Here is a 13386-nt window from a genome sequence, read left to right on the forward strand (position 1 = left end):
GGCCGGCGCGCCGGCCGTCACAGCTCCGTGTTGATGATCGCCTCGACCAGCACCTCGCCGCCCTCGGTCAGCGCCACTCCCCCCGCGTCGACCACGAGAAGTCCGCGTTCGACCAGCGACGCGAACTTCTCCCGCCACGGCGAGTCGTGCAGCGATCGGCCGAAGGCGGCGCGGTGCAGGTCCTCCCGCACCGGTTGCAGCGTCGACAGGGCCATCTTCACCGCCCTGGCCTCCCGGGCGTCGGCGTCGAACCCGGTCGCCGACCCCAGCGGCACGCGGCCCTCCTCCACGGCCGCCGCGTAGTTCTTCCAGTTCACGTCGGTGATCGCCTCGGAGACCCGGCAGCTCGAACTGCCGCCGAGGCCGATCGCGACCTCGGCCTCCTGCTTGTCCTGGTCCACCATGATGGACTTCCACTTCTCCGGGCCGAGGCCGTCGCGCGCGAAGTACATCGTGGGGTGCTCGGTGTAGCCGGCGGCGCGCAGGCCGTCGGTCAGCACCTCGCGCATCAGGTACTGGTCCCGCAGCTCCGGCCAGAAGTGCCCGTCGCGCACGAGCTTGTCGCGGTACTGCGGCAGCTGCCACGGCGCCGGCTGCTCCCCCGCCACACCGGTCCTGGTCTCGGCGTAGGACTTGAGGTGCAGCTTGGTGCACACCACGGCGGTGACCTCGTTCTCCAGCACCACGTCGAGGTCGCGCCGGACGCTGTCGACGGTCTGGTCCAGCAGCCCGTACATCAGGTCGATGCTGATCCAGTCGAACCCGGCGGCCTGGGCGTTGCGCACGAAGTCGACGCACATCCGCGAGGAGTGCTCGCGGCCGCACTCGCGCAGCACGTGGTCGTCGAACGACTGCACACCGCTGGACAGCTTGGTGCAGCCCAGTTCCCGCAGCACCTCGAGCTTCGCCGGGGTGAACGTGCTGGGGTCGCCCTCGAAGCGGATCGTCGTGTCCGCGGTGAACCCGAAGTTCTCCCGGTAGAAGCCGAGCAGCCGCCGGATGTCCTTCTCCGGCAGCAACGACGGCGTGCCGCCGAAGACGTTGAACTCCCCCACCGGGGCGTTCGCCAGCTCCGGGACCCGCCGCAGCCACAGCTCGGCCTCCCGGATGTTCCAGTCCACCCACTGCGACAGCTTCTCCTCGTTGCGGCCGCCCTTGACGAGCACGACCGGGTACTGGCAGAAGCGGCACTTGTAGGCGCACGTCGGGATGTACGACCACAGGTGGATCGGGTTGGTGCGGGTGAGCTGGTCGCTCAGGTCGTCCAGGAAGTCCTCGACGCCGTAGCCGGGAACGTTGCCGGGGAAGACGTGCGCGCCGAACGGGTCCTCGGTGACGTAGTCCAGCAGGTGCCTGTTGGCGGGGTCCTGCAGCGCGGCCCAGACCTTGGGCTCCATCAGAACACCCCGCCGTTGCCGAAGTAGTTGTGCGCCTCCCCGGACTCGCGGTCCTCGCAGTAGTACTTCACGAACTCCGCGAACCGCTCCGGCGGCACGTCGTCGAAGCACTCCGGCAGCGGCGGCGGGTACCCGACGTCCTCACCGACGGCGGCGCGCAGGCACGCGAAGATCTCGTCCCGGAACTCCAGGTAGAGCCGGTACGAAGGCGTCTTGTAGGAGTGGATCGGGAGGAAGTCCACGACGCTCATCTCGGCCTTGACCTCCGCGACGCGCCGGCCCAGCCGGTCCGCCAGGTCCTCGCCGAGGAACGCCACCACGGCGTCGGAGTCCAGGAAGGACGGCGTGAGCAGGATCGGCAGGACGACGTTCTTCGGCGTGAAGTCCTTGATGGAGAACTCCCACGCCTGCAGCGCTTCCTCCTCGGTGAGGTCGACGGCCCGTTCCGGTGCCTCGGGCCTGATGTCGCGCATGACGATGATGCCGTCGGTGCCGTACGCGCGCCCGGTGATCACCTCGTCGATGGCGTGGTTGACGCGCCGGGGGTTGATCTCGACCCGCGACCGCGGCGCGTAGGTGATGTCGTGGCCGGCGCCGCGGACCTTGATGCCGAAGTCCCAGTCGTCGGACAGGTGGTTGACGAACCGCCCGTTCCGCAGCTGGTAGAAGATCTCGATGCCGCCGACGCTCTCGTAGGCCTCGCGTTCCACCGCGAAACCCTTGCCGTCCGGGAAACCGCCGAACAGCGAGAACGTCACCGCACGGCAGCGCAACGTGCGCTGGATCGCGTCCCAGAGCCGCGGCCTGCCCACGAAGTGGTCGGCGTTGTAGTAGTAGTCGCACACGCCGATCGCGGCCTTGCCCTCCTCCATCGCCGCGAAGAGCTCGACGAGCCACCGGCGGTCCACCCGGCAGTCCGCGTCGGCGGAGACGAGGTAGAAGCGCTCGCCGGGATCCTTGCGATCACGGCTGCGCCGCACGGCGAACTCCATGCCCGTCCTGCGGGCCGGGGCGACGCCCTGCTCGCGTTCGCTGATCACGTGCAGCGCGACCGCGGAGCTCTCGGCGAACCGGCGTGCGATCGCGACCGTGTCATCGGTGGAGTTGTTGTCCACCAGCACGATCTCGTACGCCACGGGGCCCATGTCGTCCTGGTCGAGCAGGGACGTCAGCACGTCGTGGATGTTCGCGGCCTCGTTGTAGACCGGCAGCACGACGCTGAGCCGCACGTTCTCGCCCATCGCGGGCGGGAACAGGTCCTCCACCAGCGCGGTCGCGGCCTCGCGGTTGTGCGTGCCCAGCTTCCGGTTGTGCTCCACCACTTCCGCCCGCCTCTCCGCGTTCGTCATGAGCTCCGAGACCTGGCGCGCGAACTCCGGCGTCGGCAGGTCGTGCTCGGAGATGTCCAGCAGCGGCGCCTCGAAGCCCGCGTACACCGTGTCGTACAGGGCGTAGCGGCTCGCGATGTACGGCACACCGGCCGCGATCGCCTCGCCGATCGGGTTCCCGTAACTCTCGTAGTCGTAGGACGTCAGGAACGACACGACGTCGGCATGCGCCAGGAGGTCGCGCACAGAGAAACCGTCGCCCGTGGACTCGCACGGTTCGAGCACCCCGCCGAACACGACCCGGACCCGCAGCTCTTCGGCGAGCAGGCGGAGCCTCCTGGTCTCGTCGGGGTTCTCCTCGGTGTCGCCGGCGACGAACAGGCACGTTCCCGGGAGCTGAGCTGCCAGGTGCAGGTCCCGGTCGACGCGCTTCTGCGGGATGATCCTCGTGAACCGGGCGATGATCTTCTCGTGCGGCCCGATGCCGTGGTGGGAGCGGAAGTCCGGTCGTCCCGGGCGGCTGGGCGGGAGGAAGGTGTTCGGCAGCACGTCGAGGTTGCGCAGGTGCGGCATCCACTCGAGCGTGCGCCGCTTCGCCTCCTCGTGCAGCGCGAAGTAGTGGATGTGCGGCGACTCGACCATCGGAGGCGTTGCCGGGTAGGGGAAACTGCCGTACTTGTCCGGTTCGCTCTGCCACATCAGGTCGTGGTCGCGCCACAGGACGTACCTGCCCAGGTCGTGTCTGGCTCCGTAGACGGCGATCGCCCGGTAGAGCGCCTTCGTGTACGCGACGTTCTCCGGCAGCGTGCCGTTCTCCACCATCACGAGCGTGACGCCGCGGTCCTCCCAGGTCCGCACGATCGCGTCGGCGAGCAGGGCCGTGACGCCGCCGGTGTCCGGAACCCGGTCGCGGCGCACGGCTTCCAGCGTCCGCGCGACGAACTCCTCGTCATAGCCGGGGATCTCCGCGACACCGTCCACCCGGTCCAGCGCGATCCAGTCCGGTACCCGTTCTTCCGCGTAGGGCTGGAAGAACCGGCCCTTGTCGGCCTTGATGTCGTACCCGAGGTCGAGGTGGACCCGGTACCCCCGGTCCGCGAACGTTCTGGCGATCTTGATGAACTCGACGACCACACCGGACATTGCCGTGGCGTCGAACGAGACACCCCACAGGACGGTCACAGGCCGCTCCACTCCGAGTGGTCCACTCCTCACCGAACGTAGCACTGAAAGCGCTCTCTCGATGCTTGCGTCTCAATCGGTGCCAACGGCCGGAAGACCGGTTGACGCGCTTGGCTAATATCATTAGCCTTCAGCTAACACCATTAGCCAACGTGGAGGTCGTCATGCCGGAACTGCTGACCGTCGAGGGCGGCACACTCGCCTACGAACTGACCGGGGACGCCGGACCGCTCGTCGTGCTCGCCCACGGCATCGGGGACAGCCGGGAGGCGTACCGGTTCATGGCGCCGCTGCTGGCCGGGGCCGGGTACCGGGTCGCCGCGGTCGACCTGCGCGGGTGCGGTGAGTCGAGCGTCGACTGGAGTTCCTTCTCCCGCACGGACATCGCGGGCGACCTGGTCGCCCTGGTCAAGCACCTCGGCGGCCCGGCGGTGCTCGTCGGCCACTCGATCTCGGGCGGCGCCGCGACCATCGCGGCGGCCGACGCCCCCGAACTCGTCACCGCCGTCGTCGAACTGGCGCCGTTCACCCGCGCCCAGAGCATCGGCGACCTGCGCGTCACCCGGTACCGCCGCGGCACGCTGCGGCTGCTCGGCACCGCCCTGTTCGGCAGCACCCGGCTCTGGAAGGAGTACCTGGACCTCGCCTACCCCGGACCGAAGCCAGCCGACTGGGAGGAGCGCCTCGCGCGGATCGAGGCCAGCCTGCGCCAACCGGGGCGGATGAAGGCGCTGCGGAAGATGGGGCTGACGAGTCCCGCGGACGCCGGTGCGCGCCTGGGCGACGTGCGGTGCCCGGTGCTGGTCGTCGAGGGCGCGCTCGACCCCGACTGGGTCTCGCCGCAGGCCGAGGGCGAAGCCGTCGTCGCGGCGCTGCCCGCCGGTCTCGGGCGCCTCGAGGTGATCCCCGGCGCGGGCCACTACCCGCACGTCCAGTTCCCGGAGCAGGTGGTCGCGCTGACCCTCGCGTTCCTGGGCGAGGTCAGTGCCTAGGCCGGGTCTGAACCGCGCCGCGATCATCTCCGCCGGCGCCGCGCTCGCCGACGAGATCGGCTTCCCGAACGTGACCATGGGCCTGCTGGCCGAGCGGGTCGGGGTGCGAACTCCGTCGCTCTACAAGCACGTCGACTCCTTGGAGGCCCTGCGGCACGGCATCTCCGTCCAGGCGATGCGCGAGTTGCGGGACGCGGTCGCCGGAGCGGTGTCCGGGCGGTCCGGACCGGACGCGGTCCGCGCGATCGCCGGTGCCCACCGCCAGTGGGCGCTCGACCACCCGGGACGGCACGCCGCCACCGTGCGCGCACCGGCCACCGACGACGAGGAAGGCCGGCGCGTGGTCGGCGAAGCCATGCAGGTCTTCTTGAACGCTCTCAACGGTTTCGGGCTGCACGGCGCGCAGGCGGTCGACGCCGCACGGGTGCTGCGCTCGGCGTTGCACGGGTTCGTCTCATTGGAATGCGCGGGCGGCTTCGGGTTGCCCCGCGAGGTCGCCCGCAGCTACCGCTTCCTGGTGGATACCCTCGTCGAGGGTTTGCGAGCGGCGTGATCGTGGTGCGCGCCCCGGGGCACGCACCACGATCGGAGCGGACGCCTAGCCGAAGTTCACGTCACTGCACCACATGTAGGTCTGGTCGAGGTGCGAGGCCTGCCAGATGGTGAAGACGATGTGGTGACCGCGGTAGGAACCGTTGGTCTGGACGTTGAACCGGATGTCCTTGGCAGGCGCGAACCTGCCGGTTTGCGTGACGAGGTCCAGGTTGCCCCAGCCGAGGCGCTGCGTGGTCGGGTCGAAGCCGTTCTTGCTGACGTAGACCCGGAAGTAGTCAGCGCCGTGGCTGGCCTGGTCGTACAGGTGCATCGTGAAGCTGCTGCCGAGGTTGGTGGTCTTCCACCGGCCCGGCGTGTTCAGCGCGTTGTTGCGGGCCAGGGCGTTGCTGCAGAGCTGTCCGTCCGGAGTGGACCCCTGGAAGTTCCCGCCCAGCCCGTCGCGCAGCGCGCTCATCCAGTTCCACATGGTGTCGGCGTTGGCCTGGAAGGCCTGCCAGCACATGGGGTCCTGCTGCTGCATCGCCGGGTTGGTGTGCTGGCTACCCCAGGTCTGCCAGCACTGGTAGGCGCGGGTGGCAGGGCTGGCGATCGTGCCGTGCGCCGAAGCCGGTGGTGCCCAGACGAACGTGCACAGCAGCACGCCGATGATCAGCGTGACGAGGCCACGCCTTCTGGTGAGTGATCCAAAGGTGCCGCGCGTACGCATGAACGAGCCCTCCATTCTGGGATGATCGAACGGCGGCGGCGGATTGGGAACGCTCCCAGACCATTAACCGTACCGATAACTCTCAGAGATCACAAGGACACGACGAGTGACAGCAGGTCATCGCATGGATTTGGCCAGGTTCGTCGACCCGAAGCTCGCCGGGTTCGCCGAGGAGTCGCGGGCGGTGAACGCGGCGCGGGGAACCAGACGCGGACCGAGGACCCTCGACGAGGTGCGGGCGATCAGGCCCCGGACGCCTCCGGGAGCGGCGGTGGTCGAGGCAGGCGGGCGGCGGGTGCCGATCAGGGTCTTCTCCCCCACCGGCACCGCACCCCGCGGCGTGCACCTGAACATCCACGGCGGCGGCTTCTACCTGGGCCCGACGGCGCAGGACGGCGAACGGAACCAACGGCTCGCGGACTCCCTCGGGGTCGTCGTGGTGGATGTCGACCACCGGCTCGCCCCGGAGAACCCGTGGCCCGCCGCACCCGACGACTGCGAGACCGCGGCGTTGTGGCTGCTGGAGGAGAACCGCTTCGGCACTGACCGGTTCGTCATCGGCGGCTTCTCGGCGGGCGCCACCCTCGCCGTGACGACGTTGCTGCGCCTGAGGGACCGCGGCCTGGGCGACCGCTTCTCCGGGGCCGCGCTGCAGTTCGGCACGTACGACCTGAGCGGCCTGACCCCGGCGGGCCGGCGGATCGCCGACGAGTTCTTCCTCGAGGCCTACGCGGGACACGCGCCCGACCGCACGCTGCCGGACATCTCCCCGGTCTACGGCGACCTGCGCGGCCTTCCCCCGCTGCTGGTGGTCGTGGGCGAGCTCGACGTGCTGCTGGAGGACAACCTGGCCATGGCCGCCCGCGTGTGGGCGGCGGGCGGCGAGGCCGACCTGCGGGTCTACCCGGAGTCGTCGCACGGCTTCACCAACCGCGAGACGGGCATGGCACGCGCGGCACGCCACGACATCCGGCAGTGGCTCACGCACCGGCTCAGGACCCGGGAGTGATCGACGGGCGCCGAGCCGACCCCTGAGCGGGCACGCCGGCGGCGTCGTGACCCGGACCGTCGGCTCCACCTCGTGGGGCGGGCGGTCCGGCTGCACCCGCACGGTCATCCGGCAGGCCGCCGGTGGCTGCGCACCCGCCAGGCCCGATCACCGTCTCGACGGCCACCTGCCCCCGGCGCGGCCCGCACCGGCGACCCTCCGCACGAGCGGCCGAGTCGGTTAGGTAAGGGTGCCCTGGGTCGACCGACCGGCGGGAGCTAACGTAGCCCGTCGTGAGCATGGTCGTGGAGCGACGCGGACCGCAGTCCGCACCACCGGGGCGCAGCCCGCAGCGCAGGCGGCTCCTCGGGCTGGCACTCCTGGTCGCGGGGCTCGCCGTCATGGCGGTGCTGTCGCTCGTGATCGGCGCCCGGTCGCTCACGCCGGCCGAGGTGTGGCAGGGGCTGTTCGGCGACCCCGGCACCGACCAGCAGCTCACCGAGATCACGCTGATCGTGCACACGCTGCGCATCCCGCGGACGGTGCTCGCGATCGTGGCCGGGCTCGCGCTCGGCATGGCCGGTGCGCTGATCCAGGGCCACACCCGCAACCCGATCGCGGACACCGGGCTCCTCGGCGTCAACTCCGGCGCGTCGTTCGCGGTGGTGCTCTCGATCTCCCTGTTCGGCCTGCAGAGCCCTGTCCAGTACCTGTGGTTCGCCTTGCTCGGCGCGGCGGCGGCCGGGGTGGTCGTGTTCGGGTTGTCGAGCCTCGGCCGGGGTGCGGGAAACCCGCTGACGCTCGTGCTCGCGGGTCAGGGCGTCACGATCTTCCTCGCCGCCATGACCACCGCGGTCGCGCTCGGCAACACGCAGTCGCTCGACGTGCTGCGGTTCTGGAACGCGGGGTCGGTGCAGGGCGTCGGGTACGACGTGATCGGGACGGCCTCGGCGTTCATCGCCGTCGGGATCGTGCTGGCGCTGGCCAACCTCCCCGTGCTCAACCTGCTCAACCTCGGTGACGACGTCGCGCGCGGTCTCGGCGTGAACGTCCTGGCGGGGCGGACCGTCGGCGTCGTCGCCGTCACGCTGCTCGCCGGGGCGGCGACGGCGGCGTGCGGGCCGATCGCGTTCCTCGGGCTGATGGTCGCGCACGTCGCCCGGTGGATCACCGGGCCGGACTACCGCTGGATGGTGCCGTACGCCGGCCTGCTCGGCTCGGTCGTGCTGCTGCTGGGAGACGTCGTCGGACGGCTCGTCGTGCGTCCCGCCGAACTCCAGGCGGGCATCGTCATCGCCCTGATCGGCGCTCCGTTCTTCGCGGCGCTGGTCTGGCTCGGGAAGTTCAGGCAGGCATGAGCGCTCAGATGCACCCCGGTGTCCGCGTCGGCGGCTGGTCCTGGGTCTGGCGGCCGTGGGCCGTGCTCGTCACGGTCGTCCTCGCCGCGGCGACGTTCCTCGTGTTCTGCGTGTCGATCGCGGTCGGCGACTTCACGATCGAGCTGCCCGCCGTGTTCAGGACGCTGATCGGGCAGGGTGAGCGGGTCGACGAGTTCGTGATCATGGACCTGCGGATGCCGCGGGCGCTCGTCGGCCTGGTCGTGGGTCTCGCGCTCGGGATCTCCGGCGCGCTCACGCAGTCGATCGCGCGCAACGCACTGGCGAGTCCCGACGTCCTCGGGATCACCTTCGGCGCCAGCGCCACGGCGGTCTTCGTCGTGACGGCGAGCGGCGGCGCGGCGGTGTCCAGCGCGATCGGCCTGCCCGCGGCGGCGCTCACCGGCGGACTGCTGACCGGGTTGCTCGTCTACTTCCTCGCGTGGAAGAAGGGCATCGACGGGTTCCGGCTGATCCTCATCGGCGTCTCGGTCAGCGCGGCGATGCAGGCGGTCACGACGTGGCTGCTGGCGCTCGCGGACATCCGCGACGTCGCCCGCGCGCAGGCGTGGCTCGTCGGCTCGCTCGACTCGCGGTCGTGGAACGAGGTCTGGACGACGCTGTGGGTCACCGCGGCGCTGGTCCTGGTGGTCGTGGTGGTGTCGTTCCAGTTGCAGCCCATGCACTTCGGCGACGACGTCGCCGCCGGCCTCGGGGTCCGCTACGGCGCCGTGCGCGCGGTCCTCCTGCTGTGCGCGGTGCTGCTGGCCGGCGTCGCGGTGTCGGCGGCGGGCCCGGTGCCGTTCGTGGCACTGGTGGCGCCGCAGATCGCCATGCGGCTGGTGCGCTCCCCCGTGCCGCCGCTCCTCGCGTCCGGGGTGTTCGGCGCGCTGCTGCTGATCGGCTCGGACCTGATCGCCAGGGTCGTGCTGCCCAACGACCTGCCCGTCGGCATCGTCACCGCGATCATCGGCGGCCCGTTCCTCGTCTACCTCCTGGTGCGCGCGAACGTGAAGCGCGCCGCCTGAGGCAAGCCTGCATTAAGTAAGGTTGCCCTATGACCGCGCTGCGCAACGATGCCGCCCGCTTGGGCGCCGAGGGCGTCACGGTCGGGTACGCCGACCGGGTCGTGCTCGACAACCTCGACGTCACCATCCCGACCGGGGTGATCACGACGGTCATCGGGCCCAACGGCTGCGGCAAGTCGACGCTGCTGCGGACGCTGTCGAGGTTGCTCAAACCGCGCCAGGGCACGGTGCTGCTCGACGGCCACGACATCGCGCGGCTCAAGACCAAGGACGTCGCGAAGCGGATGGGCCTGCTCCCGCAGACGCCGATCGCGCCGGAGGGGCTCACGGTCGCCGACCTGGTCGCGCGCGGCCGGCACCCGCACCAGAGCTGGGTGCGGCAGTGGTCGAGCGACGACGCGGACGTGGTCGCCGAGGCGCTGCGGATGACCGGGGTGGCCGACCTGGCGCACCGGCCCGTCGACTCGCTCTCGGGCGGGCAGCGGCAGCGGGTGTGGATCTCCATGACGCTCGCCCAGGGCACCGATCTGCTGCTGCTGGACGAACCCACGACCTACCTCGACCTCGCGCACGCGATCGACGTGATCGACCTGGTCGACGATCTGCACGAGGGCGGCTGCACGGTGGTGATGGTGCTGCACGACCTGAACCTGGCCGTTCGCTACAGCGACAACCTGATCGTGATGAAGTCGGGGTCGATCGTCGCACAGGGGCATCCGAGCGAAGTGATCACGAGCGAACTGCTGCTGGACACGTTCGGGCTGCAGGCGAGGGTGATCGACGACCCCGTCAGCGAGCGGCCGCTGATCGTGCCGATCGGCCGGACCCACGTGGTACCGAAGAGTGACCAAGACCTTGGTTAGCCTGCCCTAACCGGGTGATAAGGTTCGGCTGTCCTAATTTCCCCCGCCGCGTGGGCAGCGAAGAACGAGGTGCCGAATGGGCCAGAGAACGACCATGACCTGGAAGCGACTGACCGCAGTGGCCGCGGCCGCGGTGGTCGGTGCCAGCGTCCTCGCCGGGTGCGGTTCTTCCACGCCTGAGACGACGAACGGCACGGGCAACGCCTCCGGTGGCACGTTCCCGACCAAGGTCGAGCACTTCTTCGGCACGACGGAGATCAAGGAAGCGCCCAAGCGCGTCGTCTCCCTCGGCTACACCGACGACCAGACGCTGCTCGCGCTCGGCGTGGTCCCGGTCGGCATGGTCGACCAGTACCCCAACCCCGAGGGCAAGAAGCCCGACATCAACACGCAGTGGCCCTGGGTGAAGGACAAGTGGGGTTCGACCACGCCCGAGGTCATCATGAAGAACGGTGACACCGAGCCGAACTACGAGAAGATCGCGCAGCTGCGCCCCGACCTGATCGTCGCGGTCTACTCCGAGGCCGACCAGGCCTGGTACGACAAGCTCAGCAAGATCGCGCCGACCGTCGGCCGCACCAAGGCGGAGAAGGAGCCCTTCTCCGCCAAGTGGCAGGACAACGCGCTGCAGGTCGCCAAGGCGGTCGGCAAGGGCGACGAGGGCGCCAAGGCCATCAAGGCGATCGACGACAAGATCGCCGAGGCCAAGAAGGCCAACCCGGCGTGGGCGAACGAGACCGCGGTCGTGACCTCCTGGTACAAGGACGCCGTCGCGCCGTTCGCGACGACCGACGTGCGCGGCCAGGTCGTCACCGGCATCGGCTTCAAGGGCAACACGAAGATCGACGAACTCGCCGCCGGCAAGTTCTACGTCCAGCTGTCGCCCGAGCGCATCGACGTGATGAACGTCGACCGCATCTTCGTGATCGCCGACGAGGCGGACCAGAAGTCGCTCAAGGGTTTCGAGCTGTTCAACAACCTGCCCGCGGTCAAGGCCGGCAAGGTCCACTGGATCCTCGACAGCGAGGGCCCCGCCGTCGGTGCCGCGATCTCGCAGGCGACCCTCGCCTCCATGCCGTACGCGGTGGACGAGCTGGTCAAGGCCGCCAAGTCCGCCGGCTGACCCACCCCGGCACCACGAGAGGAACCCCGTGAGCACAACCCTGTCCGCGGCGCCGTCGAAGATCCTGCGCACGGCGTCCGGGCGGGAGGCCTCCCGGTGGATCCTCGACCACTGCCGCTCCGCCCCCGCCCTGCCGATCGCCACCGTGGTGGCGACGGTGGTGGGGGCGGTGCTGCAGATCGTCCCCGTCTTCCTGCTGGGCACCGTGGTGGACGGTGTCGTCGGCGGGCGTGACGCGTCGATCCTCTGGACGATCGGCGTCGCGACGGTCGTGTCGGCGCTGGCCGGCGCGGTCATGACCGCCGCCTCGACCTACCTCGTCGGCCGCGTCGGCGCGGAGATGCTGGCGCGCCTGAGGGAAGGCGCCGTCCGCGCCGTGCTCGGGATGCCGAGCGCGCGGATCGAGGAGGTCGGCCGCGGCGACGTGCTCTCGCGCGTCGGTGACGACGTCGCCGTCATCTCCAAGGGCTTCCGCACGGCGATCCCGACGATCTTCTCCGCGGCCGTGCTGGTCGTCATCGCCACGGCCGGCATGTTCGGCCTCGACTGGCGGCTCGGGCTCGCGGGTGCCTGCGCGCTGCCCGCCTACTGGCTGGCGCTGCGCTGGTACCTGCCCCGCTCGCAACCGCTCTACCGCGCCCGTTCCGAAGCCCAGGCCGACCGCGCCCAGGCGTTGATCAGCGGTCTCGACGGAATCGCGACCGTGCGGGCCTATCGCCTGGAAAACGCGTTCCGGGACAAGGTGACCGCCGAATCCTGGCGGGTGCGCAACATCGGCATCGAGGTCTTCCGGTTCTTCGGGCGGTTCATCGGCCGGGAGAACCGCGCGGAGTTCATCGGGCTCAGCCTGATCATCGTCGTCGGCTACCTCCTGGTGACGAACGGGCAGTCCTCACTCGGCCAGGTGTCCGTCGCGGCTCTGCTGTTCCACAAGCTCTTCGTGCCGCTCGGCCTGATCATGGCGTTCTTCGACGAGGCGCAGAAGTCCGGCGCCGGTCTGACGCGCCTGGTCGGCGTCCTCTCCGAATCCGACGGCGACGACCTCGTGCGCAGCGCCGTGGCCGTCGACGCGGACGCCCGGCCCCTGCCGGTGTCGGTGCGCGGGCTTTCCTTCCGCTACCCCGAATCCGAGCACGACGTGCTGCGGGACGTCGACCTCGAGATCCCGGCCGGGACGTCGCTCGCGCTCGTCGGCGCCACGGGAGCCGGCAAGACGACGCTGGCCGCGCTCGTCGCGGGCACCGGCACGCCGTTGACCGGATCCGTGCACATCGGCGACTCGAACCTCGCCGACCTCGACGAGGCGGGCGCCCGCGCGCTGGTCAGCATCCTGACCCAGGAGGCCCACGTCTTCGCCGGCCCGCTCGCCGAGGACCTGCGGCTGGCCGCTCCCGACGCGACCGACGACGAACTGGTGGACGCGCTGCGGACCGTCGGCGCGGACACGTGGGTCTCAGCGCTGCCGCAGGGGCTGCGGACCGATGTCGGCGAGGGCGGCGAACGCCTCGACGCGACCAAGGTCGCCCAGATCGCGCTGGCCCGCCTCGTGCTCGGCCGCTCCCCCGTCGTCGTGCTGGACGAGTCGACGGCCGAGGCGGGCAGCCAGGGTGCCGCCGCGCTGGAACGGGCGGCGCTCGCGGCCTGCCGCGGCCGCACCACGCTCCTGGTCGCGCACCGCCTGACCCAGGCGGTCGCCGCCGACCGCGTCGCCGTCCTCGACGCGGGACGCGTTCTGGAGTACGGCACGCACGAAGAACTTGTGGCGCGTGACGGGCGTTACGCGGCACTTTGGGCCGCTTGGCGATTCGGAACCTCAACTACTTAGGTTAGGCTACCTTCACCGATCGT

The 13386-nt window shown here is 70.3% G+C and carries 11 protein-coding genes; 8 read left to right on the top strand and 3 right to left on the bottom strand.

The features are described 5' to 3' along the window. Positions 1-17 precede the first annotated feature (17 nt). Both L6E10_RS28735 and L6E10_RS28740 read right to left on the bottom strand, forming a co-directional pair. Positions 18-1397 carry a radical SAM protein gene (locus tag L6E10_RS28735; RefSeq protein WP_236223190.1) on the bottom strand — a complete coding sequence of 460 codons (1380 nt, stop codon included), beginning with the start codon at positions 1395-1397 and terminating at the stop codon, positions 18-20. Next, a complete protein-coding gene (locus L6E10_RS28740; protein ID WP_236223192.1) occupies positions 1397-3907 on the bottom strand; it encodes a glycosyltransferase in 2511 nt (836 codons plus the stop codon). Before L6E10_RS28740 ends, L6E10_RS28735 begins: the two co-directional genes overlap by 1 nt. Positions 3908-4059: 152 nt before the next feature. On the opposite strand from L6E10_RS28740, the gene L6E10_RS28745 reads away from it, so the two are divergent. Both L6E10_RS28745 and L6E10_RS28750 read left to right on the top strand, forming a co-directional pair. Continuing rightward, positions 4060-4899 (top strand): alpha/beta hydrolase, encoded by an 840-nt coding sequence (locus tag L6E10_RS28745; RefSeq protein WP_308102898.1) that lies wholly within the window; start codon positions 4060-4062, stop codon positions 4897-4899. Beyond that, a complete protein-coding gene (locus L6E10_RS28750; RefSeq protein WP_236223194.1) occupies positions 4892-5452 on the top strand; it encodes a TetR/AcrR family transcriptional regulator in 561 nt (186 codons plus the stop codon). The genes L6E10_RS28745 and L6E10_RS28750 overlap by 8 nt, the downstream gene beginning before the upstream one ends. A 45-nt stretch (positions 5453-5497) precedes the next feature. Here the strand turns inward: L6E10_RS28750 and L6E10_RS28755 are convergent, their stop codons facing one another. Next, positions 5498-6160 carry a lytic polysaccharide monooxygenase gene (locus L6E10_RS28755; RefSeq protein ID WP_236223195.1) on the bottom strand — a complete coding sequence of 221 codons (663 nt, stop codon included), beginning with the start codon at positions 6158-6160 and terminating at the stop codon, positions 5498-5500. Between the two features lie 124 nt (positions 6161-6284). On the opposite strand from L6E10_RS28755, the gene L6E10_RS28760 reads away from it, so the two are divergent. From L6E10_RS28760 to L6E10_RS28785, 6 genes are all read left to right on the top strand, one after another. Continuing rightward, positions 6285-7169, top strand: coding sequence for an alpha/beta hydrolase (locus L6E10_RS28760; RefSeq protein WP_236223196.1), 885 nt, complete (start codon positions 6285-6287; stop codon positions 7167-7169). 278 nt (positions 7170-7447) lie between these two features. After that, entirely contained in the window at positions 7448-8506 is a 1059-nt protein-coding gene (locus tag L6E10_RS28765; RefSeq protein ID WP_236223287.1) for an iron ABC transporter permease, read from the top strand. Further along, entirely contained in the window at positions 8503-9552 is a 1050-nt protein-coding gene (locus L6E10_RS28770) for an iron chelate uptake ABC transporter family permease subunit (protein ID WP_236223198.1), read from the top strand. The genes L6E10_RS28765 and L6E10_RS28770 overlap by 4 nt, the downstream gene beginning before the upstream one ends. Before the next feature lie 29 nt (positions 9553-9581). Next, positions 9582-10415, top strand: coding sequence for an ABC transporter ATP-binding protein (locus L6E10_RS28775; protein ID WP_236223200.1), 834 nt, complete (start codon positions 9582-9584; stop codon positions 10413-10415). Positions 10416-10509: 94 nt separating this feature from the next. Further along, on the top strand, positions 10510-11538 hold the full coding sequence (locus L6E10_RS28780; RefSeq protein WP_236223202.1) for an iron-siderophore ABC transporter substrate-binding protein: 1029 nt from the start codon (positions 10510-10512) through the stop codon (positions 11536-11538). A gap of 28 nt (positions 11539-11566) precedes the next feature. Further along, the gene (locus L6E10_RS28785; protein WP_236223204.1) at positions 11567-13363 is read left to right on the top strand and encodes an ABC transporter ATP-binding protein; all 1797 of its coding nucleotides are present in this window, start codon (positions 11567-11569) and stop codon (positions 13361-13363) included. The last annotated feature ends 23 nt before the right edge of the window (positions 13364-13386 follow it).

The sequence above is a fragment of the Lentzea sp. CC55 genome (assembly GCF_021056325.1).
Lineage (GTDB): Bacteria > Actinomycetota > Actinomycetes > Mycobacteriales > Pseudonocardiaceae > Lentzea > Lentzea jiangxiensis.

Bases quoted from the DNA above. Each gene is read 5' to 3' on its own strand.
- L6E10_RS28755 (WP_236223195.1), bottom strand. From the start codon at position 6,160: ATGCGTACGCGCGGCACCTTTGGATCACTCACCAGAAGGCGTGGCCTC.
- L6E10_RS28780 (WP_236223202.1), top strand. From the start codon at position 10,510: ATGACCTGGAAGCGACTGACCGCAGTGGCCGCGGCCGCGGTGGTCGGT.
- L6E10_RS28775 (WP_236223200.1), top strand. From the start codon at position 9,582: ATGACCGCGCTGCGCAACGATGCCGCCCGCTTGGGCGCCGAGGGCGTC.
- L6E10_RS28760 (WP_236223196.1), top strand. From the start codon at position 6,285: ATGGATTTGGCCAGGTTCGTCGACCCGAAGCTCGCCGGGTTCGCCGAG.
- L6E10_RS28770 (WP_236223198.1), top strand. From the start codon at position 8,503: ATGAGCGCTCAGATGCACCCCGGTGTCCGCGTCGGCGGCTGGTCCTGG.
- L6E10_RS28735 (WP_236223190.1), bottom strand. From the start codon at position 1,397: ATGGAGCCCAAGGTCTGGGCCGCGCTGCAGGACCCCGCCAACAGGCAC.
- L6E10_RS28765 (WP_236223287.1), top strand. From the start codon at position 7,448: ATGGTCGTGGAGCGACGCGGACCGCAGTCCGCACCACCGGGGCGCAGC.